The following is a 22,427-nucleotide window of genomic DNA, read 5'->3' as shown; positions in this document are numbered from 1 at the left end:
CCCGGGTCGTCGGGTGGGACGGGGGTGCTCAGCGGGTCAGGCCCCCACGGCCGAGCGGAGCGCCTCGACCCGGTCCAGGCGCTCCCACGGCAGATCGAGGTCCGTGCGCCCGAAGTGCCCGTAGGCGGCGGTGGGCCGGTAGATCGGCCGCAGCAGGTCCAGATCGCGGACGATCGCTCCGGGGCGCAGGTCGAACACCGTGGGGATCGCCTTCTCCAGCGCCTCGTCGGCCACCGTCCCGGTGCCGAACGTCTCCACGAACAGACCGACGGGGTGGGCGGCGCCGATCGCGTAGGCGACCTGCACCTCGCACCGCCGGGCCAGCCCCGCGGCGACGACGTTCTTCGCGACCCAGCGCATGGCGTACGCGGCCGAGCGGTCGACCTTCGACGGGTCCTTGCCGGAGAACGCGCCGCCGCCGTGCCGGGCCATGCCGCCGTAGGTGTCGACGATGATCTTGCGGCCGGTCAGCCCGGCGTCGCCCATCGGACCGCCGATGACGAACTTCCCGGTCGGGTTCACCAGCAGCCGGTGGCCGGTGGTCGGCAGTCCGAGAGCGGCCAGCTCCGGCTCGACCACGAGCTCCTCGATGTCGGGGGTCAGGAGCGTCTCGATCGAGATGTCCTCGGCGTGCTGTGAGGAGACCACCACGGTGTCGACGGCGACCGGGCGGTCGTCCTCGTAGACCACGGTGACCTGGGTCTTGCCGTCGGGCCGCAGGTAGGGCACCGAGCCGTCCTTGCGCACGGCCGACAGCCGGCGGGACAGCCGGTGGGCCAGGGCGATCGGCAGCGGCATCAGCTCGGGCGTCTCGTCGGTGGCGTAGCCGAACATGAGGCCCTGGTCGCCGGCGCCCTGGCGCTCGATCTCGTCGTCGGCGCCGCCGGAGGTGCGCGCCTCGTAGGCGGTGTCGACGCCCTGCGCGATGTCCGGGGACTGCGCGCCGATGGAAACGCTGACGCCGCAGGAGGCCCCGTCGAAGCCCTTGCGCGACGAGTCGTAACCGATGCCGAGCACCGTCTCGCGGACGATCGCCGGGATGTCGACGTAACCGGCCGTCGTCACCTCACCGGCGATGTGCACCTGGCCGGTGGTGATGAGGGTCTCGACCGCGACCCGGCTGCGCGGGTCCTGGGTCAGCATGGCGTCCAGGATCGAGTCGCTGATCTGGTCGGCGATCTTGTCCGGGTGGCCCTCGGTCACCGACTCGGACGTGAAGAGGCGGCGTGGCACTCGGTACTCCCTGGGGTGTCGGCGGGCGCGCGGTGACCGGCCGTCTGGTCGGCACCGGGTGCGCACGTTACCGGCGGCGTGCGACAGCGGGCGCGATGGAGTGCTCTCAGCCCTCCGGAGGCGGACCGAGCCGACGGCCCACGGCGGTCCAGATCCCGGCCGCGACGGCGTCCTTGCTGCCCCGCGGCACCTCCGTCGCGGACCCGTCGTGCCCGAGCACGACGGCAGCGTTGTCCGCGCGGCCGAAGACCTGCCCGTCCGAGACGTCGTTGACGACCAGGAGGTCGCTGCCCTTGCGGGCGAGCTTCGCCCGGGCGTGGTCGAGCACGTCGCCGTCCGCGTCCCCGGTCTCGGCGGCGAATCCGACGACGAGCTGCCCGGGGCGCCGCTTCGTGACCAGCTCGGCGAGCACATCGGGATTGCGCACCAGCGGGACGGAGTCCGGCTCGCTGGCCGACCCCTTCTTCATCTTGGTGGCGGCGACCCGGGCCGGGCGGAAGTCGGCCACGGCGGCGCTCATCACGACCACGTCGGCGGCCTCGGACTCCGCGAGCATCGCGGCGCGCAATTCCTCGGCGGTGCCGACGGGCACGACCCGCACGCCGAACGGCGCGGGGAGGTCCACGTTGGCCGCCACGAGGACGACGTCGGCACCCCGGGCCGCGGCGACCCGTGCCAGCGCCCAGCCCTGCTTGCCGGAGGACCGGTTGCCGAGGTAGCGCACCGGGTCCAGCGGCTCCCGGGTGCCGCCGGCGCTGATGACGACGCGCCGGCCGCTGAGGTCCTGGGCCAGCGCACCGGCGCCCTGGTCGAGGACCACGGTCGCCAGGGCGGCGATGTCCGCCGGCTCGGGCAGCCGCCCGGGACCGGAGTCGGGACCGGTCAGCCGCCCGACGGCGGGCGGGAGGACGACCGAACCGCGGCGGCGCAGCGTCGCGACGTTCTCCTGCGTCGCGGGGTGCAGCCACATCTCGGTGTGCATGGCCGGCACGAACACCACCGGGCAGTGCGCGGTGAGCAGCGTCGCGGTGAGCAGGTCGTCGGCGCGGCCCATGGCGGCGCGGGCGAGCAGGTCGGCCGTGGCCGGGGCGACGACGACGAGGTCGGCGTGCTGGCCGATCCGGACGTGCGCGACCTCCGGCACGTCGGTCCAGACGTCGGTGTTCACCGGGTTGCCCGAGAGCGCCTCGAAGGTCGCGGCGCCGACGAAGTTGAGCGCGCTCGGCGTGGGGACGACGCGGACGTCGTGTCCCGCCTCGGTGAACGCGCGCACCAGCAGCGCGGCCTTGTAGGCGGCGACGCCCCCGCTGACACCCAGCACGATCCGACTCACGACGTCATCCTCCCCACACGAGAAGGCACCCGGCAGGTGCCGGGTGCCTTCTCATCAATCCTGGTGACGGACTGGAACGGCCCCCTCGCCGGGCCCCGCGCCGAGCGTGCGAGGCGTGGGGGCGAGGGGATCCTTCGTCAGTTCTCGCCGGCGGTGTGGGCCAGCAGGCCCTCGTTGATCTCGCGCAGCGCGATCGACAGGGGCTTCTCCTGGGGAGCGGTGTCGACCAGGGGGCCGACGTACTCGAGGAGCCCCTCGGAGAGCTGGCTGTAGTAGGCGTTGATCTGGCGCGCGCGCTTGGCGGCGAAGATGACCAGGCCGTACTTGCTGCTGGTGCGCTCGAGCAGCTCGTCGATCGGCGGGTTGGTGATGCCCTCGGGGGCAGGTGCGACTCCGGACACGGGCGGGCGTGCTCCTCTTTCGATGGCGGGAGGAAGCGGCCGGCGAGACCACCGGCGGAGCTCTTCCTCGTGGGCGCTACTCCCCCGGAACCAGTCCGGGCGAGGGCGCAGTCAGCAATCCTACCAATTCGTCCGCGGCCCGGGCCACGTCGTCGTTGACGACCACCACGTCGAACTCCCCGGAGGAATCCAGCTCGGCCTGCGCGATGCGCAGCCGCTCGGACTGCACGTCGGCCGATTCCGAGCCCCGGCCGGCCAGCCGGCTGACCAGATCGGCCCAGGACGGCGGGGCCAGGAAGACCAGCTGCGCCTCCGGCGCCCGGGCACGGACCTGCCGGGCGCCCTGCAGCTCGATCTCCAGGAGGGCCGGTCGGCCGGACGCCAGCTGCGCCCGGACCGGCTCCACGGGGGTGCCGTACCGGTTGCCGGCGTACTGGGCCCACTCCAGCAGACCGTCGGTGGCGATCAACCGGTCGAACTCCGCGTCGCTGACGAAGTGGTAGTGGGCGCCGTCCACCTCGCCGGACCGGGGACGACGAGTGGTGACCGACACCGACACCCACACGTCGGGGTGCCGGCGCCGGACCTCGGCGACGACGGTGCCCTTGCCGACCCCGGAGGGTCCGGAGAGCACGGTCAGCCGTGCCGGTGTCGCTGCTGCCACTCGTCGTCCTCGCCCGGGTCGTGCGTGCGCCTGCGGCCCGGGTCAGACGACCTGGTCGCCGCCGAACTCGGACTCCAGCGCACGGCGCTGGTTGGCGCCCAGACCCCGCACGCGCCGCGTCGGGGAGATCTCCAGGCGTTCCATGATCTTCGCAGCCCGGGCCTTGCCGACTCCCGGCAGGGACTCCAGGACCGCCGAGACGCGCATCTTGCCGATCACCTCGTCGGTCTCGCCCTGCTTGAGGACGTCACCGACCGTCGCACCCTTGCTCTTGAGGCGTTCGCGGAGCTCCGCGCGCGCCTTGCGCGCGGCGGCGGCCTTCTCCAGCGCTGCTGCGCGTTGTTCCGGGGACAGGTCAGGGAGGGGCATGGTGCAACCCAATCGTGTCGACGTCGGCTCGTGGTCCGACGGTGTTTCCGCTGGTACCGAGGTGCTGCACTCGCTCTGGCAGCCTGTCCGCCCTGGTGGGACTCGGCAAATTCGCAGGTCACATGCCGTCCGGCCGACATGTGCTCGACGACGGCGCGAGGGGGTGCCCACCGAGCCAGCGCGGCTGGTCACCGACCGTGATCAGAGCAGGTCAGGACGGTCGACGAGCCGGTTTCGTTCCGGAATTGCCTGCCTCGCCGCAGGTCCGGGACCCGGGGCCGACACGCCGTGGATCGGACACGCCGGAGCCACCGATGGCGGGCGCAGCGCGCACGCGGACCGCGATCAGGGCGACGTCGTCCTGACCCCCGGCGGGGACGAGTTCGGCCAGCACGGCGTCGCAGAGGTCGTCCAGCCGCTCGGCCGCGTGCCGCTCCACCGTGCTCAGCAGCCGGGACAGCCCTTCGTCGAGGGTGTGCCGGCGTCCTTCGACGAGGCCGTCGGTGTAGAGCAGCAGCGCGCCGCCCGGCGGCACCGTCGCCGCGTGCAGCGACCGCCGGCTGGTGGCGTCGACGCCCAGGAGCAGATCCGCACGGCCGGAGTCCGGCTCCAGCAGACGGGCACGGCCGTCGGGACCGAGGAGCACCGGCGGCGGATGTCCCGCGCTCGACCAGCGCACCGTGGCGCCGTCGCCCCACTCCTGGCCGAGGCCGAGCTGGGCGACGAGCGCGGTGGCCATCGCGGCCAGGTCCAGCCCCTCCACCGCCAGGTCGACGGCGGTGAGCACGGCGTCCGGGTCGTCCCCTGTGGTGAAGGCGATGCCGCGCACGAGCGAGCGCAGCTGGCCCATGGCGGCCGCCGCACGGGTGTCGTGACCGACCACGTCGCCGATGACCAGCACCAGGTCCCCGTCGGGCTGGGCGAATGCGTCGTACCAGTCACCGCCGACCTGGGCCTCCTGCGCCGCGGCCACGTAGCGCACGGCGATCTCGGCGGAGGCCAGTTCCGGCGGCTCGGTGAGCAGGCTGCGTTGCAGCTCGGTGGCCACATGGCGCTGTCCCGCGTAGAGCCGCGCGTTGTCCAGCGCGATGCCGGCCCGCCGGCCGATCTCCACCGCGAGCTCCAGCTCCGGCTCCCCGAACCGCGGCCGCCCGGGACCCCGGGACAGCAGGAGCGACCCGAGGATGCCGGTGCGGCCCGGCATCGGGACCGCCAGGGCGCTGACCACCCCGAGACGGCCCACCAGGTCCCGGAGCTCGTCGTCGGGCACCTGCGCGTCGAGCACGGCGTCGTCGACGACCGCGACGAGGACCGGGCTCCCCTCGGCCGCCCGCCGGCTCGCCTCGCTGCCCGCGGCCCGCCGGGCGATCACCGACTCCATCGCACTCGCCACCGGGGCCAGGGACGGCTCGTGGTGCCGCACGGTGACGCCGGCCAGCTGGTCGCGCTGCTCGCGGAGCTGGATGCTGGTCCAGTCCGCCAGCGCGGGCACCAGCACCTCGGCCAGGTGCGCCACCGACTCGGAGACGTCGAGGGACCCGGCCAGCGTCTCCGACACCCGGGCCAGCAGCTGCACCTGGTCGGCCAGGCGGTCCCGCTCCCGCTCCGCCTCCCGGTGCGCGGTGACGTCGGCCGCGAGCAGCAGGAGCACCGGGCGTCCCTCGTCGGTCTGGCTCCGCACCGCCGTCAGCTCGACGTCCACCCGGTCGCCGATGCGCAGATGCGCCGGGGCCGGCGTCGCGCTCCCGGTCACGGCCTCCGCGCCGACGAGCTGGGCGACGTACGCGAGGGCACCGGGCAGCACCTCGTCGACGGGATGGCCCGGAGAGGTCTGCCCGAGGTCGAGCAGCAGCTCGGCGCGGCGGTTCCAGCCCAGCAGCTCGCCGGTCGGGGCGATCACCAGGACGGCGATCGGCGCGTGCTCCAGCAGCGAACCCACCGCCGCGGGTGCGGGCGCCGCGGGGCCGACGGTGGCCGCGGCCCGCCGGGTGACCGCGGCCAGCACGGCGGCGTGCCGCCGCCGTCCGACGGCGGCGTTCCTCAGCCGGCGCAGTCGCACTCCCAGGTCCTCGTCGCGGACCGAGACGACGAGCACGTCGAGGGGCACTCCCGGGGCGTAGGACACCTGGCGCCGCACCGGCGCGGGGTCGTCCTCGCGGAGGACCGCGATCGAGGCCCCGGGCGCCAGCCGGTGGGCGCGCTGCACCAGCCCGACCGGATTGCCGGCCAGCGATCCGACGACCACCAGGTCCACCGGCTCGGGAGACGATCCGAGCCGGGCATCCAGCTCGCCGGGCGACACCAGGTCCACGCCGGTGAGCGCCCGCAGGGTGGCGACCTCATCGGTGGAGGGATCCACGACGACGCACCGCCCGGGGACGTCGGCTCCGGTCACTCGCCCAGCAGCGGCAGGCCCAGGGCGGCCCGCCCCGTCCAGGTGCGCAGGATGTCGGTGGTCGGGCTCATCACGTCGGCCGCCCGCGCGTCCCGCAGGTGGCGCTCCAGCGGCGAGCGGTCGCGGTACCCGATGCCGCCCACGAGCGTCATGGCCTCGTTGGTCACCTCGACGGCGCACTGCGCGACCTCGGCCTTGGCCGACGTCAGGCCCGGCAGGGCGGCCGGGCCACCCGAGTCGCCCTCCTCCGCGGCCCAGTGCACCAGTCGGCGGGTGCGCTCGACCTGGGCCCACAGCACGCCCAGCCGGTGCTGCAGGAGCGGCTCGCCGGCGAGTCGGCGTCCGGTGTGCGTGTGGGCACGCCGGCCCAGGTGCGCCGTCGCCTCGTCCAGGGAGGCCTGCGCGACCCCGAGGTAGGTGCCGGCCATGGCCATGAGGAAGTAGGGGGCGACGATCTCGAAGACGTACCAGATCTGGTCGCCCTCGGCACCGAGCAGGTGCTCGGCGCCGAGCCGGACGTCGTCGAGCCGCAGGCCGCGGCTGGAATTGCCGCGCATGCCGATGCCGGTCCACTCCCGGCCCCACGTCAGCCCGTCGGCGTTCCCGGGGACGAGCACGCAGGAGAACTGGCCCATCGGGGCCTCGGGGTCGGCGGCGACGGTGCTCACCACGTACGAGTCGGCCTGCGACCCGTTGGTGACGAAGGACTTCTCCCCGGCGACGCACAGCCCGGCGGCGTCGCGGGTCATGCGGGTCTGCGGCAGCCAGAACTGCGCGCCGGTCCCGGGCTCGGACAGCGCGAGGGTGGTGAGGTGCTGCCCGGCCACGATGGCGTCGATGAACTCGGCGCGTTGGCGGTCGGTCGGCTTCGCGGCCAGCACCGCCGTGGCGACGCAGTGCATCCCGAAGCACAGGGCGGTCGAGGCGCACACCCGCCCGAGCGCCTCGCAGACGGCCGCGACACCGCGCAGGCCCAGACCCGCGCCGCCCGCGGCGCGGGGCGCGGTGAGGCCGCCGAGCCCGACCTCCTGGAGCGCGCGCACCGCCTCGGCCGGCCAGATCCCGGAGTCGGTCCGCTCGACGAGCGGCTCCGCGACGGTGCGGGCCACGTCGCCGGCGCGGGCCACCGCCTCCGCCACGCTCGTCGGGATCGTCATCACGAACACCGAGGATAGGGCCCGGCGACCGCGCGCTCCCGGCGGCGGCCCTCAGGCCGCGATCGCCTCCGCCCAGCGCTCGGCGGCGGCACGCAGCGCGACCGGATCCGGGCCGGCACCGAGGACGTCCCGGGACACCGTGGGGACGACGGCGCGGTCGGACCCGAAGAGCCGGCGGAGGTCGGCGATCGTCCCGCCCTGGGCGCCGAGACCGGGCGCGAGGACCGGACCGCGGAGCCCGTCGAGGTCCACGTCGAGCTCGTCCAGCGTGGCGCCGACGACGATCCCGAAGGACCCCAGGAAGGGACCGAACCCGCCGTTCTCCTCACCGGAGATGTCGCCCTGCGTGTTCCAGCCGCGCACCGTGTCGACGACGGCCTGCGCGACGCTTCGGTCCCCCACCCGCGCGTGCTGGAAGGTCGCCGCATCGGGGTTCGAGGTCCGGGCGAGCACGAACAACCCGCCGCCGGAGCGCTCGGCGGTGCTCACAGCGGGCGCCAGCGACTCCGGCCCGAGGTAGGGGCTCACGGTCATGGCGTCGACCTGCATCGGGTGGCGGTCGCTCAGGTAGTCGGCGTAGGCGGCCATCGTGGAGCCGATGTCACCCCGCTTGGCGTCCAGGAGCACCAGCGCCCCGGCGGACCGCAGGGCGGCGACGGCCTCCTCGAGGACCGCGGCGCCGCGCGCTCCGAAGCGCTCGTAGAACGCCATCTGCGGCTTGAGCACCGAGACCGACCCGGCGAGCGCCTCGACCACCGCGTCGGTGAACCGGCGGAGCCCGTCGAGGTCGTCGCCGACCCCCCAGTCGAGCAGCAGCTGCTCGTGCGGGTCCAGGCCGACGCACAGCGGTCCGCGGCCGGCCACCGCCTCGGCCAGGCGCTTCCCGAAGGGCTCGGTCACGGCCGGCTCGGTCATGGCGCCTCCACGGCTCGGGGCAAGGTCTCGGCCAGCGCCGCGATGCAGTCGCGGGCCAGGAAAGGAGAGGCGAACGCGCCGGCCGCGGACTGCACCGCGTCGGCGCCGGCGGCGAACAGCGCCTCGAACGACGCCGGGTCGGTGACCCCGCCCATTGCGAGGACGTCGAAGTGGAACCCGCCCCCCTCCCGCAGGGCGACCAGCCGGCGGGTGAAGTCCAGCGCCGGCTCGCGCACCGCGATCCCGGAGAGCCCGGCCAGCTCGCGCCCCGGGAAGGTCGGGGTGCCGTCGCTGCGCCGCACCCGGCTCTGCACGGTGTTGATCCCGGCGACGCCGTCGACCAGGGGGGCCAGCCGCAGCACCAGCGCGGCCAGCGAGGGCTCGTCCAGCCAGGAGAGCTTGGCCACCAGGCCGGTGCGGTCGTCCAGCGACCGGCGGACGTGCTCGACGACCGCGACCGTGGCGTCGGCGTCCAGGCACAACGGCGGCTTGACCCCGGCCGCCGACCGGTCGAGCGTGTTCGGGCAGGAGAGGTTGAGCTCCACCACCGGCGCACCGGCCTCCTGGGCCATCAGCGCGGTGCCGGCGAAGTCCGCCGCGAGGTCGTCCCCCTCCCCCATGACGCTCACCAGCAGCAGCTGCTCGTCGCCGACGGCAGCCAGCGCCCGCTCCAGGTCGGCCATCCACTCCTCCGGCGCCGGGGAGGGCACCCCGAAGGAGTTGACGCTGCTGACGGTCGCGGAGCCCGGCGCCACCCAGTCCCAGGGGTCGGCGACGACGTCGGCGTCGGCGCCGGGCTGCAGGCTGGTGATCTCCCGGGCGGCGAACACCCAGTTGGGCTGTTCGTTGGCCGGGTGCGCCCGGCCGCGCACGGTCTTATAGGTCAGCACGTTCCAGCCGTTGGCGACGTTGTGCCGCACCCACGCCTCGCTGCCGTTGAGCACGCAGGCGGGTACGCCGATCGGGAAGCCGACCGTGCGTCCGAGCAGCGGCCAGCGCCGGGCGCCCGCCGTCGGCCGCTCGGTCTGCCGGGGGCCCAGCGGCCGGGTGAGGTTCTCCCGGAAGGAGCCGAGGACGTCGTAGGCCGGACCCGGCACCCCGTGCGCGGCCAGCAGGTCGGCGTGGCCGGCGACGTGCAGCACCCGGGTCAGCAGCGGCAGGTCCCCGTCGCCGACGTCGCCGGCCGCGAGCCGCCCGGCCAGGGCGGTCGCGTCCGCGGTGAGCACGTCGAGTTCCGCCGCCGGCGGCCGGCCGAACCGGGTGACCCCGGCCAGGAAGGCGGCCGGCAGGACCTCGACCAGGCCCCGGCCGACGACGTCGTCGCGCAGGCGCCGGACGGCGTCCGGCGACGACGTCGTCGTCACGCCCCGGTCCCCGCGAAGGTGCTCGGGCCGCCGTGCGTGCCACCGGCCAGGGCCGCGTGCACCTCCTGCAGGCTGCGCACCCCGATGTCGCCACGGCGCAGCGCCTCGATGCCCTGCACCGCGGCCGCCATCCCCTGGACGGTCGTGATGCACGGGATCCCGGCGCTCACCGCGGCGGTGCGGATCTCGTAGCCGTCCAGGCGGGGGCCGCTGTTGCCCGGCGCCCCGAAGGGGGTGTTGAAGACCAGGTCGACGTCGCCGGCCTGGATCGCCTCCACCACGTTGCCCGGGCCCTCGCTGTACTTGCCGACCACCTCGGCCGCCACCCCGTGGCGGCGCAGCACCTGGGCGGTGCCGGCGGTGGCCAGCAGCCTGAAGCCGAGGTCGGCCAGCCGCTTGATCGGGAAGACCGCCGAGCGCTTGTCCCGGTTGGCCAGGGACACGAAGACCGTGCCCTCGGTCGGGAGCGACCCGTACGCGGCGGCCTGCGACTTGGCGAAGGCGGTGCCGAACTCGGCGTCGAGGCCCATGACCTCCCCGGTGGACTTCATCTCCGGCGAGAGCACGGTGTCCACGCCGTAGCCCTCGACGGTGCGGAACCGGTGGAAGGGCAGGACCGCCTCCTTCACCGCGATCGGCGCGTCCTGGGGCAGGTCGGTGCCATCGCCGGTCGCGGGCAGCACGCCGGCGGCGCGCAGCTCGACGATGGTCTCCCCCACCGCGATCCGGGCCGCGGCCTTGGCCAACTGGACCGCCGTGGCCTTGGAGACGAACGGCACCGTGCGACTGGCCCGGGGGTTGGCCTCGATCACGTAGAGGATGTCGTCCTTGATCGCGTACTGGACGTTCATCAGCCCGCGGACCCCGATCCGCGCGGCCAGCTTCTCGGTGGCGGCACGGATCTTCAGCAGGTCGGCCGACCCCAGGGTGATCGGCGGCAGCGCGCACGCCGAGTCACCGGAGTGGATGCCGGCCTCCTCGATGTGCTCCATGACGCCACCCAGGTAGAGGTCGGTGCCGTCGTAGAGGGCGTCGACGTCGATCTCGACGGCGTCCTCCAGGAACCGGTCGACCAGCACCGGGTGGGCGGGGCTGACGTCGGTGGCCTTGGCGATGTAGGCCTCGAGCGTGGCGTCGTCGTAGACGATCTCCATGCCGCGCCCGCCCAGGACGTAGGAGGGCCGCACGAGCACCGGGTAGCCGATCGACGAGGCGATCTCGTGCGCCTCGGCGTAGGTCGTGGCGGTGCCGTGCTTGGGCGCGAGCAGCCCGGTGTCGGCGAGCACGCGGGAGAAGGCCCCGCGGTGCTCGGCGTCGTCGATGGCCTCCGGCGAGGTGCCCAGCACCGGCACGCCGGCGTCCTTGAGCCGCTGCGCCAGACCCAGCGGCGTCTGCCCGCCCAGAGTGCAGATGACCCCGGCGACCGGACCGGCCGCGCGCTCGGCCTCCACCACCTCGAGGACGTCCTCGAACGTCAGCGGCTCGAAGTAGAGCCGGTCGGCGGTGTCGTAGTCGGTGGAGACGGTCTCGGGGTTGCAGTTGACCATCACCGCCTCGTAGCCGGCGTCCTGCAGGGCCATGACGGCGTGCACGCAGGAGTAGTCGAACTCGATGCCCTGCCCGATCCGGTTCGGCCCCGACCCGAGGATCAGCACCGCCGGCTTCTCCCGCGGCTGCACCTCGGTCTCCTCGTCGTAGGACGAGTAGTGGTACGGCGTGCGGGCCGCGAACTCCGCCGCGCAGGTGTCGACCGTCTTGTAGACCGGCCGCACGCCGAGGCGCCAGCGCAGCGCACGGACGCCGTCCTCACCGGCGAGCTCGGGACGCAGGGCCGCGATCTGCCGGTCGCTCAATCCGTGTCGCTTGGCCCGCCGGAGCAGCTCCGGGGTGAGCGACGGCGCCTCCCGGACCGCGTCGCCGATCTCGCGGACCAGCGCGATCTGGTCGACGAACCAGGGATCGAAACCACTGGCCGCCGCGACGTCCTCGACGGTGGCGCCGGCGGCCAGGGCCGCCTCCGCCGTGTAGAGCCGGCCGTCCACGGGGGTGCGCAGCGCCTCCAGCAGCTCGTCGGCCGAGCGGTGGTCGGGGGCGGCGATTCCACCCGCCCCGCCGACCCCATCAGTCCAGAAGCCGGACGCCTTGGTCTCCGTCGACCGCATGGCTTTGCCCAGCGCCTCGGCGAAGTTGCGGCCCATCGACATGACCTCGCCGACGCTCTTCATCGTCGTGGTCAGCCGCGGGTCCGCACCCGGGAACTTCTCGAACGCGAACCGCGGGATCTTCACGACGACGTAGTCCAGCGTCGGCTCGAAGGCTGCCGGGGTGACGCCGGTGATGTCGTTGGTGATCTCGTCGAGCGTGTAGCCGATGGCGAGCTTTGCCGCGATCTTGGCGATCGGGAAGCCGGTGGCCTTGGACGCCAGCGCGCTGGACCGGGAGACCCGCGGGTTCATCTCGATCACGACCAGGCGCCCGTCGGCCGGGTTGACCGCGAACTGGATGTTGCAGCCGCCGGTGTCGACGCCGACCTCGCGCAGCACGGCGATGCCGACGTCGCGCATGCGCTGGTACTCGACGTCGGTGAGCGTCATCGCCGGGGCGACGGTCACCGAGTCACCGGTGTGCACGCCCATCGCGTCGATGTTCTCGATCGAGCAGATGACGACCACGTTGTCGCTGCGGTCGCGCATCAGCTCGAGCTCGTACTCCTTCCAGCCGAGCACGGACTCCTCGATGAGCACGGTGTGCACCGGGGAGTCGGCCAGGCCGTGGGAGGCCATGCGGCGCAGCATCGCCTCGTCGGTGGCGAAGCCCGAACCCAGGCCGCCCATGGTGAAGCTCGGGCGGATGACGACCGGGTAGCCGACCTCCTCGGCGGTCTCGATCGCCTCCTCGACGGTGGAGCACACCCGGGACCGCGGGGCGTCGGCGCCGATGGACCGGACGATGTCCTTGAACTTCTGCCGGTCCTCGCCGCGGTTGATCGCGTCGACGTCGGCGCCGATCAGCTGCACGCCGTACTTCTCCAGGACGCCGTTCTCGTACAGCCCGATGGCGATGTTGAGCGCGGTCTGCCCGCCGAGGGTGGCCAGCAGCGCGTCGGGGCGCTCCTTGGCGATGACCTTCTCCACGAACTCCGGCGTCAGCGGCTCGACGTAGGTGGCGTCGGCGATCTCCGGGTCGGTCATGATCGTCGCCGGGTTGCTGTTGACCAGGCTGACCCGCAGGCCCTCGGCCCGGAGCACGCGGCAGGCCTGGGTGCCGGAGTAGTCGAACTCCGCCGCCTGCCCGATGAGGATCGGCCCGGAGCCGATGACCATGACGTGCTCGATGTCGGTGCGCTTGGGCATCAGTTCTTCTCCCCGGTGCTGTGCTCGACGACCGGCGCGGGTCCGCCGGCGCGGGCCTCCCCGTCCCGGGCGGACTCCATGAGGTCGACGAAGCGCTGGAACAGCGGCGCGGCGTCGTGCGGTCCGGCGGCGGACTCGGGGTGGAACTGCACGCTGAACGCCGGCACCTCCAGGCAGCGCAGGCCCTCCACGACGTCGTCGTTGAGGCCGACGTGGCTGACCTCCACCTGCCCGTAGGGGGTGTCGGTGGGCCGGTCCAGCGGCGCGTCGACCGCGAACCCGTGGTTGTGGCTGGTCACGCGGACGGTGCCGCTGACCCGGTCGAGCACGGGCTGGTTCAGCCCGCGGTGGCCGAACTGCAGCTTGTAGGTGCCCAGGCCCAGCGCGCGGCCGAGGATCTGGTTGCCGAAGCAGATGCCGAACAGCGGCCGGCCGGCGTCGAGCACGCCCTTGACGGCGTCGACGGCGTAGTCCGCGGCTGCCGGGTCGCCCGGGCCGTTGGAGAGGAAGACCCCGTCGGGGCCGGCGGCGAGCAGTTCCTCGGCGGTGGCCGTGGAGGGCAGCACGTGGGTCTCGACGCCGAGCTCGGCCAGGTGGCGGGGGGTGGCGGTCTTGATGCCGAGGTCGAGGGCGGCGATCGTGAACCGCTTCTCCCCCACCGCCGGGACGACGTAGGCCTCAACCGTGCTCACCGTCGGCGCCAGGTCGGCCCCGGTCATGCTGTCGGCGGCGGTGACCCGGGCCAGCAGCTCGTCGGCGTCCAGCTCGGTGCTGATGCCGGCGCGCATCGCACCCCGGTCGCGCAGGTGCCGGGTCAGCGCCCGGGTGTCGATGCCGCTGATGCCGACGACGCCCTGCTCCGTCAGCTCGTCGTCGAGGCTGCCGGTGGCCCGCCAGTTCGCCGGCCGCCGGGCGGGGTCGCGCACCACGAACCCGGCGACCCACATGCGACGGCTCTCGTCGTCCTCGCCGTTGACCCCGGTGTTGCCGATGTGGGGTGCGGTCATGGCCACGATCTGACCGGCGTAGCTGGGGTCGGTCAGCGTCTCCTGGTAGCCGGTCATGCCGGTGGCGAACACCGCCTCGCCGACCGTCGTCCCGGTCGCGCCGTAGGACTCACCCCGGAACGTCCTGCCGTCCTCGAGCACGAGGATCGCGTCACTCACCGTGTTGCCTTTCCGTCCAGAACGGTCGCGATCCCCCGGAGGAACGTCGCGACCACCCGGCCGGGGAGTTCCCGGCCGGCATAGGGGCTGTTGCGGCTGCGGCTGGCCAGCGCCGCGGGGTCCACCGTCGCGCGGGTACCCGGGTCCAGCAGCACCAGGTTGGCCGGCTCGCCCGGGGCGATCGGCCGACCGTGCTCGGCGAGGCGGCCGATCTGCGCGGGCCGCACCGACATGCGATCGGCGACGCCGGCCCAGTCGAGGCGGCCCGGCTCGACCATCGTCTCGATGACCACCGAGAGCGCCTGCTCCAGCCCCAGCATCCCGGGCCGGGCCTGCGCCCACTCGCTCTCCTTGTCCTCGACCGCGTGGGGGGCGTGGTCGGTGCCGACGGCGTCGATCGTGCCGTCGGCCAGACCGGCCCGCAGCGCCTCGATGTCGGCCTCGGTGCGCAGCGGCGGGTTGACCTTGAACACCGGGTCGTAGGACTCCGCGCAGGCGTCGGTGAGCAGCAGGTGGTGAGGGGTCACCTCGGCGGTGACCTGGACGCCGCGGGACTTCGCCCAGCGCAGGATCTCCACCGACCCCGCCGTCGAGACGTGGCAGAGGTGCAGCCGCGCGCCGACGTGCTCGGCGAGCAGCACGTCGCGGGCGATGATCGCCTCCTCCGCCGCGGCCGGCCAGCCGGTCAGCCCGAGCCGGGCCGAGCGGTCGCCCTCGTGCATCTGGGCGCCGACGGTCAGCCGCGGCTCCTCCGCGTGCTGGGCGACGACGCCGTCGAAGGCCTTCACGTACTCCAGCGCCCGGCGCATGAGCGCGGGGTCGGAGACGCAGTGCCCGTCGTCGGAGAAGACCCGGACGCGGGCGGCGGAGTCGGCCATGGCGCCGAGCTCGGCCAGCCGCTCGCCCTTCAGGCCGACGGTGACGGCGCCCACCGGGACGACGTCGACCAGGCCGGCCTCCTGCCCGAGCCGCCAGACCTGCTCGACCACGCCCGCGGTGTCGGCGACCGGGTCGGTGTTGGCCATGGCGTGCACCGCGGTGAACCCACCGAGCGCCGCCGCCCGGCTGCCGGTCTCCACCGTCTCGGCGTCCTCGCGGCCCGGCTCGCGCAGGTGGGTGTGCAGATCGACCAGGCCGGGCAGGGCGATGAGCCCGCCGGCCTCGACGACCTCGGCGCCGGTCGCGGCCAGCGAGTCGCCGATGGCGGCGATCCGGCCGTCCTCCACCAGGATGTCGACGGCGTCGCCGCCGAGGGGCCGGGCGCCCTTGATCAGGTGGGTGGTCACTGGGCAGCGCCTCCGAGCAGCAGGTAGAGCACGGCCATGCGCACGGACACCCCGTTGGCGACCTGCTCGACGATCGTGGAGCGGACGGAGTCGGCCACCTCGGCGGCGATCTCCATGCCGCGGTTCATGGGCCCCGGGTGCATGACGATGGCGTCGTCGGGCAGCGCGGCCATCCGCCGGGCGTCCAGCCCGTAGCGGCGGCTGTACTCGCGGGCGCTCGGGAAGAACGAGGCGTTCATCCGCTCGCCCTGCACCCGCAGCATCATCACGACGTCGCTCTTGGGCAGCACGGCGTCCAGGTCGTAGCCGACCTCCGCGGGCCAGCTGCCCACGCCCACCGGCAGCAGCGTCGGCGGAGCGACCAGCGTGACCTCGGCGCCCAGGGTCTGCAGCAGGACGACGTTGGAGCGGGCGACCCGGCTGTGCAGCACGTCGCCGACGATGGTCACGCGCACCCCGTCGAGCCGGCCCAGCCGGTGCCGGATCGTGTACGCGTCCAGCAGCGCCTGGGTCGGGTGCTCGTGGGTGCCGTCGCCGGCGTTGACGACGCTGCCGCGCACCCAGTTCGCCAGCCGGTGCGGGGCGCCGGAGGCGGAGTGCCGGACGACGACGCCGTCGGCGCCCATCGCCTCCAGCGTCAGCGCGGTGTCCTTGAGGCTCTCGCCCTTGGAGACGCTGCTGCCCTTGGCCGAGAAGTTGATGACGTCGGCGCTCAGGCGCTTGGCCGCCAGCTCGAAGGAGATCCGGGTCCGGGTGGAGTCCTCGTAGAAGAGGTTGACCACGGTGCGCCCGCGGAGGGTGGGGAGCTTCTTGACCTCCCGGCCGGCCAGGGCCTGCTCGATCTGCGCCGCTGTGTCGAGCACCAGCGTTGCGTCGTCCCGGTCGAGGTCGGCGGCCTCCAGCAGGTGCCGCTTCACTGGCTCTCCCCCTCGGTCACGAGCACCTCGTCCACGCCGTCGGTCTCCGCAAGGTGCACGCGGACCTGCTGGGACCGCGACGTCGGCACGTTCTTGCCCACGTAGTCGGCCCGGATCGGCAGCTCGCGGTGCCCCCGGTCGACGAGGACCGCCAGCTGCACCGAGTGCGGCCGGCCCAGGTCGCGCAGGGCGTCGAGCGCCGCGCGCACCGACCGGCCGGAGAACAGCACGTCGTCGACGAGCACCACGAGCCGGTCGTCGATGCCGCCGTCGGGGAGCACGGTCGACTCCAGCGCCCGGACGCCGCGCAGTCGCAGGTCGTCGCGGTACAGCGTGATGTCGACGGTGCCCACGTCGACGGTGATCCCGGAGAACGCCTCGATGCGGGCGGCCAGGCGGCGGGCCAGGGGGGCGCCGCGCGTGGGGATGCCGACCAGCACCAGCGAGGAGAGGCCGGTCGCGTCGCCGGCGGGAGCGTCCCGGCCGGCGGTCACCGAGGCCGCGCGCTCGATGAGCTGGTGCGCGATGCGGTCGATGACGCGGGCGACGTCGGCGCCGGTGAGCAGGGTGCCGGGGGCGCTGCCGGGAGACGGGCTCCGGGCAGGCTCGGGAGTGCGGGCCATCAGGCCTCCTTCCCCGCCTCACTGGACGGGTCGTTAAAGGAGTGGTCGGACCGGGTGCGACGGTACTGCACGCGGCCTCCGCGACCGCCGCCGGGCCAGGTCGCGCCCCAGGTCGGCGGCCCGGCCGCCCACCGTGCGTGGCTGCGCGATCACCCTCCTCGGGAGGGGCAGGCCGCCTGTTGTGATCCAGGCTTCACCAGTACGCTGCGTGACGACCAGCACCCTTCCGAGACGACGGACAGTGAGCAGACAGCGATGAGCACCGACTACTCACGGGCCCTCGGCGCCCGGCTCCGCGCGATCCGCAATCAGCAGGGCCTGTCCCTGCAGGGCGTGGAGGACAAGTCGCACGGCCGCTGGAAGGCGGTCGTCGTCGGGTCCTACGAACGAGGCGACCGCGCGGTCACCGTGCAGCGCCTCTCCGAGCTCGCCGTCTTCTACGGCGTGCCGGTCTCCGAGCTGCTGCCCGACCCCCGGCCCAGCTCCGCGGTCACCTCGACCAACAAGATCGTGCTGAACCTCGAGTCGCTCGGTTCGCTGCCCGCGGACGAGGCCGGCCCGCTGGCCCGCTACGCCTCGACCATCCAGGCACAGCGGCACGACTACAACGGCAAGGTCCTCTCCATCCGCGCGGAGGACCTCAAGTCGCTGGCGATCATCTACGACATGAGCCCCGACGAGCTCACCTCGCGGCTGATCGAGTGGGGTGTGCTCTCCCCCGGCCTGGAGGGCATCGTCGGCTCCGGCGGGGACGACGACCTCGAGGAGGACGTCGACGACTCCTGGGGTGACCGCCGGCGCTCGCCGCGCTGAACCGATGAGGAGGGCCCCTGCCGCACCGCGGCAGGGGCCCTCCGCCGTTTCCGGGGACGGCCGGTTCCGACACGCGCGCCGGACGCTGTCCTCCCGCTGCATCGTTGTGCCAGGGTGCTCGCACCTCGGGCGACGTGCCCGCTCGCTGGGAGGAACCCCGCATGCCGGCAGTGGAGATGGTGGGCGTCTCGAAGACCTACCGCCGGCGCGGCGGTCAGCCGTTCCGGGCGCTCGACGACCTGCACATGACCGTGGCCTCCGGCGGCGTGCACGGGCTGCTGGGGCCGAACGGGTCGGGCAAGACGACGTCGATCCGTGTGCTGCTGGGCCTGGTCCGCCCCGACCCGGGTGCCGGCGGGATGCTGCTGCTCGACCGCCCGGTGCCCGCCGAGCTCCCCGGCGTCATCGCCGACGTCGGCGCCCTGGTGGAGACCCCGCTCTTCTCGCCCGGCCTGTCGGGGCGGATGAACCTGCGCCTGCTCGCCGAGGCCGCGGGCGTCCCCCGCTCCCGGATCGAGGAGTGCCTGGAGCTGGTCGACCTGCGCGACCGCGCCGGCGACCGGTTCAAGGGCTATTCCCTCGGCATGAAGCAGCGGCTGGGCATCGCCGCGGCCCTGCTCAAGGCGCCCCGGTTGCTGATCCTGGACGAGCCGAGCAACGGCCTGGACCCGGCGGGCATCCGTGACGTGCGCGAGCTCGTCCGGCGCCTGGGGCACGACGGCCGGACGACGGTGCTGGTCAGCTCCCACCTGCTGAGCGAGGTGCAGCAGATGTGCGACTCGGTCACCATCCTCGCGCGCGGCCGGCAGGTCGCCTCCGGCCCGGTGTCCGAGGTGCTGTCCCGGGCGGGCTCCGGCGACGTCCGCGTGACCGTTCCCGACCCCGCCGCTGCGGCCGCGGTGCTCGCCGCCGCCGGCTACTCCGTCTCCCCCGCTCCGGACGGCCAGGTGCTCGTGCACGGCGCGCCCGCTCCGGGGGCCATCACCCGCGTGCTCGCCGAGCGCGGCCACTACGTCGAGGAGCTGGTCCGCGTGACCCCCGACCTGGAGAGCGCCTTCCTCGCCATCACCGGAGGGCAGGCGTGAGCGCCGCGACGCAGCAGCCGAAGGCGCCGCCCGGGCCCGAGGGGACACGGGGCACGGGTTCCCTCCTGCGCAGCGAGCTCCTGCGGTTCGCGACGCGCCGCTTCATCCAGGTGCTGCTCGGGCTTGCCGTCCTGGGCTGGCTGGGCGCCATCGGCATCGGGCTGCTCTCGTTCGACCACCCGACCGCTGCGGACTACGCCGCCGCCGAGGCGAACTACGAGCAGGCGCTCGACGCCGACGAGCAGTGGCGCGAGGACTGCGCCGAGGCGGCCGGGCAGCCGACCGCCGACTTCTGCGGGCCGCCGTTGCAGGTGGAGGACTTCCTCACGGTGCAGCCCTTCGACCTCGGCTCGACGGCGATCCCCGGCGCCATGAGTGCCGCCGCCGGCGCGGCTGTGCTCGCGTTCCTCGTGGGCGCCACCTGGATCGGCGCGGAGTGGTCCAACCGGTCGATCGTCGCGCTGCTGTTCTGGGTGCCGAACCGGCTGAAGGTGATGGGCGCCAAGCTCGGCGTGCTGGCGATCGCTGCCGCCGTCATCGGCCTGGCCGCGCAAGCCGCCTGGCTCGCCATGGCCTGGATCCTCGACGCCGCCGCCGGCTCCGGACGCGAGCTCGCCGACGGGTTCTGGTCGGAACTGCTGGCCGCGCAGGGGCGCGCGGTCCTGCTCACCGTGCTGGTCGCGCTGCTCGGCTTCGGCCTGGCGAACCTGACCCGCAACACCGGCGCCGCGCTGGGTATCGCGTTCGTCTACTTCGCCATCCTCGAGGGCATGCTGCGCGCCTTCATCGGCATGGCGGCCGAGCGCTGGAGCCTGATGGTGAACACCGTCGCCCTCGTGCTCCCGGGCGGCACCCGGATCTACGACTGGGACGCCGCGTACACCGCGGAACCGCCGTCCTACCTGGTCACCAACCTGCACGGCGGGCTGGTCGTCGGCGTGTACGCCGCGGTGATCGTCGGGATCGGCGTCTGGCTGTTCGCCCGCCGCGACCTGCAGTGACATCGTCGTCCTCCGGACGACACCGCGACCAGGAGGCGTCCCGGCTGCCGACGAGCGAGTCCGTCGCGCCTGCGCGGAACCCTCCGGGCCCCACTCGGCGCCACAAGACAGCTACGCGGTCGGGACCTCGGCGGCGAGGATCGCGCCCAGCACGCCGTTGACGTACTTCGGGGACTCGTCGGTGGACAGCGCCTTGGCCAGCTCCACCGCCTCGTCGATCACGACGGCGTCGGGCACGTCGTCGACCCACAGCAGCTCGTAGGTCGCCATCCGCAGGATCGCGCGGTCGACGTCGGGCAGCCGGTCCAGCGACCAGCCCGAGGTGTGGGTCTCGATCAGCTCGTCGATGCGGGCGCCGTGCTCCTCGACGCCCTCGACCAGCCGGACGGCGTGGTCGGGCACCGGCGGGTTGCCGTCGGCGACCCGCTCGCGGAGCAGCTCCCGTCGCTCCCGGCCGCGGACGTCGGCCTCGTAGAGGACGTCGACGGCGCGCTTGCGGGCCTTGGTGCGCGCAGCCATCAGCGGGGAGGGCGGGTCGAGGTCATGACGGGCGCGATCAGTTGACGCGGCCGAGGTACCGGCCGTCGCGGGTGTCGACCTTGAGCTTCTCGCCCGTGGAGATGAACAGCGGCACCTGGATCTGCGCGCCGGTCTCCAGGGTGGCGGGCTTCGTGCCACCGGTGGAGCGGTCGCCCTGCAGGCCCGGGTCGGTGTGCTCGACGACGAGCTCCATCGTCACCGGCAGCTCGACGTAGAGCGCCGTGCCCTCGTGCACCGCGACGGTGACCTCGGTGTTGTCGAGCAGGTAGTCCGCGCCGCCACCCACGGTCTGAGCCGGCACGTAGATCTGCTCGAAGGTGTCGCCGTCCATGAAGACGAAGTCGGTGCCCTCCTTGTAGAGGTAGGTCATCGACCGCTTGTCCACGGTGGCCGTCTCGACCTTCGTGCCGGCGTTGAAGGTCTTGTCCACGACCTTGCCCGAGAGCACGTTCTTCAGCGTGGTGCGCACGAAGGCGCCACCCTTGCCGGGCTTGACGTGCTGGAAGTCGGTGACGGTCCAGAGCTGGCCGTCCAGGTTGAGGACGATGCCGTTCTTCAGGTCGTTGGTGGTAGCCATCTAGAGGACCAGCAGTTCCTTGCTCGTGAGGGTCAACAACTCGGGCGCGTCGTCCGTGACGATCAAGGTGTCCTCGATCCGGACACCACCGTGCCCCGGGAGGTACACCCCCGGCTCCACGGTGACGGCCATGCCGGCGGCCAGACTACCCGCGCCCAGCTGGCCGATGCCCGGCGCCTCGTGGATCTCCAGCCCCACGCCGTGCCCGAGACCGTGTGGGAAGTGCTCCCCGTGGCCGGCCGCGACGATCACGTCGCGGGCCGCGGAGTCCACCGCGACGACGTCCGCACCGACGGCGAGGGCCGCCCGGCCGGCCGCCTGCGACGCCGCGACGAGCTCGTAGACCTCGCGCTGCCAGTCGGCCGCCACACCCCGACGTCCGCCCAGCACGAGGGTGCGGGTCATGTCCGAGTGGTAGCCATCGACGGTCGCGCCGAAGTCGAGCTTGAGGAAGTCGCCCTCGCGCAGGACCGTGGCGTCGGGCCGGTGGTGCGGGATGGCGGAGTTCGCGCCGGTGGCGACGATCGTCTCGAACGAGGGTGCCTCCGCACCCAGCGCCAGCATGCGGGCGTCGAGCTCGCGCCCCACCTGCAGCTCCGTGCGACCGGGGCGCAGCGCACCCTCGGCGGCCAGCTCGGCCAGCGCCTGGTCGGCCACGGCGCAGGCCCGGCGCAGCGACTCGATCTCGTCGTCGTCCTTGATGGCGCGCTGCGCCTCGACCGCGCGGCGGACCGAGGCCAGCTCCGGCACCGTCGCGCCCGCGGCGGCGTCGGACAGCACCCGCTCCAGGCCGTGCAGCCCGTCGACGGTGAGGTCGTGGGACTCGTAGCCCAGTCGGCCGGCGCCGCGACGGACCGCTTCCCGGGCCAGCGCCGCGACGGTGGCCCGGTCGACCAGCAGCTCGACGTCGGGCACCTGGGTCGATGCCTGCGTGGTGTAGCGGCCGTCGGTGCCGAACAGGTCCCCGCCGTCGGTGCGCACGAGCAGGGCGCCGTTGGAGCCGGTGAAGCCGGTCAGGTACCGGACGTTGAGCAGGTTGGTGACGAGGACGGCGTCCAGTCCGCGCTCGGCGGCCGTGGCGCGCAGGACGTCCCGGCGCTGTCTCTTCTACCCGACTGACGCTGACGACGAGGACTAGAGGTGTGATGACAGAGGTAGGCGGACCAGATAAAAAACAAGCGCGAAACATCCAACATACAAATAGAAAAACTAAAAACAAAAAAAAAAAAGAGATA

At 73.5% G+C, this 22,427-nt stretch carries 20 protein-coding genes; 3 read left to right on the top strand and 17 right to left on the bottom strand.

Going from position 1 to position 22,427, the window contains the following annotated elements; all coding sequences use genetic code 11:
- Positions 1-36 precede the first annotated feature (36 nt).
- The 14 genes from metK to pyrR form a co-directional block, all read right to left on the bottom strand.
- Positions 37-1,233: a methionine adenosyltransferase gene (gene metK / locus C5508_RS12645; RefSeq protein WP_104525306.1), complete on the bottom strand. Its 1,197-nt coding sequence runs from the start codon at positions 1,231-1,233 to the stop codon at positions 37-39.
- A 106-nt stretch (positions 1,234-1,339) separates the two neighbouring features.
- Positions 1,340-2,566, bottom strand: a complete 1,227-nt coding sequence (gene coaBC / locus C5508_RS12640) for a bifunctional phosphopantothenoylcysteine decarboxylase/phosphopantothenate--cysteine ligase CoaBC (RefSeq protein WP_104525305.1) — start codon at positions 2,564-2,566, stop codon at positions 1,340-1,342.
- 137 nt (positions 2,567-2,703) lie between these two features.
- Complete coding sequence (gene rpoZ / locus C5508_RS12635) at positions 2,704-2,967, bottom strand: DNA-directed RNA polymerase subunit omega (RefSeq protein WP_014376157.1); 264 nt, start codon at positions 2,965-2,967, stop codon at positions 2,704-2,706.
- Between the two features lie 76 nt (positions 2,968-3,043).
- Positions 3,044-3,631 carry a guanylate kinase gene (gmk, locus tag C5508_RS12630; protein ID WP_104525304.1) on the bottom strand — a complete coding sequence of 196 codons (588 nt, stop codon included), beginning with the start codon at positions 3,629-3,631 and terminating at the stop codon, positions 3,044-3,046.
- Between the two features lie 42 nt (positions 3,632-3,673).
- On the bottom strand, positions 3,674-4,000 hold the full coding sequence (gene mihF / locus C5508_RS12625) for an integration host factor, actinobacterial type (RefSeq protein ID WP_104525303.1): 327 nt from the start codon (positions 3,998-4,000) through the stop codon (positions 3,674-3,676).
- Positions 4,001-4,211: 211 nt separating this feature from the next.
- Positions 4,212-6,359, bottom strand: coding sequence for a SpoIIE family protein phosphatase (locus C5508_RS20500; protein ID WP_198598054.1), 2,148 nt, complete (start codon positions 6,357-6,359; stop codon positions 4,212-4,214).
- 32 nt (positions 6,360-6,391) lie between these two features.
- Complete coding sequence (locus C5508_RS12615) at positions 6,392-7,552, bottom strand: acyl-CoA dehydrogenase family protein (protein ID WP_104525311.1); 1,161 nt, start codon at positions 7,550-7,552, stop codon at positions 6,392-6,394.
- Between the two features lie 51 nt (positions 7,553-7,603).
- Positions 7,604-8,467, bottom strand: coding sequence for an orotidine-5'-phosphate decarboxylase (gene pyrF, locus C5508_RS12610; RefSeq protein ID WP_104525301.1), 864 nt, complete (start codon positions 8,465-8,467; stop codon positions 7,604-7,606).
- Positions 8,464-9,831: a beta/alpha barrel domain-containing protein gene (locus C5508_RS12605; RefSeq protein WP_104525300.1), complete on the bottom strand. Its 1,368-nt coding sequence runs from the start codon at positions 9,829-9,831 to the stop codon at positions 8,464-8,466. The genes pyrF and C5508_RS12605 overlap by 4 nt, the downstream gene beginning before the upstream one ends.
- Entirely contained in the window at positions 9,828-13,184 is a 3,357-nt protein-coding gene (gene carB / locus C5508_RS12600) for a carbamoyl-phosphate synthase large subunit (protein ID WP_104525299.1), read from the bottom strand. The genes C5508_RS12605 and carB overlap by 4 nt, the downstream gene beginning before the upstream one ends.
- Positions 13,184-14,350 (bottom strand): glutamine-hydrolyzing carbamoyl-phosphate synthase small subunit, encoded by a 1,167-nt coding sequence (gene carA, locus C5508_RS12595; protein ID WP_104525298.1) that lies wholly within the window; start codon positions 14,348-14,350, stop codon positions 13,184-13,186. The genes carB and carA overlap by 1 nt, the downstream gene beginning before the upstream one ends.
- Entirely contained in the window at positions 14,347-15,636 is a 1,290-nt protein-coding gene (locus C5508_RS12590; RefSeq protein ID WP_104525297.1) for a dihydroorotase, read from the bottom strand. The genes carA and C5508_RS12590 overlap by 4 nt, the downstream gene beginning before the upstream one ends.
- Positions 15,633-16,553 carry an aspartate carbamoyltransferase catalytic subunit gene (locus C5508_RS12585; RefSeq protein ID WP_104525296.1) on the bottom strand — a complete coding sequence of 307 codons (921 nt, stop codon included), beginning with the start codon at positions 16,551-16,553 and terminating at the stop codon, positions 15,633-15,635. The genes C5508_RS12590 and C5508_RS12585 overlap by 4 nt, the downstream gene beginning before the upstream one ends.
- A complete protein-coding gene (pyrR, locus tag C5508_RS12580) occupies positions 16,550-17,176 on the bottom strand; it encodes a bifunctional pyr operon transcriptional regulator/uracil phosphoribosyltransferase PyrR (RefSeq protein ID WP_104525295.1) in 627 nt (208 codons plus the stop codon). The genes C5508_RS12585 and pyrR overlap by 4 nt, the downstream gene beginning before the upstream one ends.
- A gap of 255 nt (positions 17,177-17,431) precedes the next feature.
- Here pyrR and bldD point away from each other — a divergent pair, with 255 nt between their 5' ends.
- The 3 genes from bldD to C5508_RS12565 all read left to right on the top strand — a co-directional run bounded on the left by bldD (position 17,432) and on the right by C5508_RS12565 (position 20,075).
- Positions 17,432-17,989: a transcriptional regulator BldD gene (bldD, locus tag C5508_RS12575; protein ID WP_104525294.1), complete on the top strand. Its 558-nt coding sequence runs from the start codon at positions 17,432-17,434 to the stop codon at positions 17,987-17,989.
- Positions 17,990-18,150: 161 nt separating this feature from the next.
- The gene (locus C5508_RS12570) at positions 18,151-19,074 is read left to right on the top strand and encodes an ABC transporter ATP-binding protein (protein ID WP_104525293.1); all 924 of its coding nucleotides are present in this window, start codon (positions 18,151-18,153) and stop codon (positions 19,072-19,074) included.
- On the top strand, positions 19,071-20,075 hold the full coding sequence (locus C5508_RS12565; protein ID WP_104525292.1) for an ABC transporter permease subunit: 1,005 nt from the start codon (positions 19,071-19,073) through the stop codon (positions 20,073-20,075). Before C5508_RS12570 ends, C5508_RS12565 begins: the two co-directional genes overlap by 4 nt.
- 111 nt (positions 20,076-20,186) lie before the next feature.
- On the opposite strand, the gene nusB is transcribed toward C5508_RS12565, so the two are convergent.
- The 3 genes from nusB to C5508_RS12550 are packed head-to-tail and all read right to left on the bottom strand — an operon-like array spanning position 20,187 to position 22,278.
- On the bottom strand, positions 20,187-20,594 hold the full coding sequence (nusB, locus tag C5508_RS12560; protein WP_104525291.1) for a transcription antitermination factor NusB: 408 nt from the start codon (positions 20,592-20,594) through the stop codon (positions 20,187-20,189).
- A 37-nt stretch (positions 20,595-20,631) separates the two neighbouring features.
- Positions 20,632-21,192: an elongation factor P gene (gene efp / locus C5508_RS12555; RefSeq protein WP_104525290.1), complete on the bottom strand. Its 561-nt coding sequence runs from the start codon at positions 21,190-21,192 to the stop codon at positions 20,632-20,634.
- A complete protein-coding gene (locus C5508_RS12550) occupies positions 21,193-22,278 on the bottom strand; it encodes a M24 family metallopeptidase (RefSeq protein ID WP_104525289.1) in 1,086 nt (361 codons plus the stop codon). It abuts the gene before it with no gap.
- Between the last annotated feature and the right edge of the window lie 149 nt (positions 22,279-22,427).

Source organism: Blastococcus atacamensis, from assembly GCF_002938425.1.
GTDB lineage: Bacteria > Actinomycetota > Actinomycetes > Mycobacteriales > Geodermatophilaceae > Blastococcus > Blastococcus atacamensis.
This window is presented reverse-complemented; position numbering and strand designations above follow the sequence as displayed.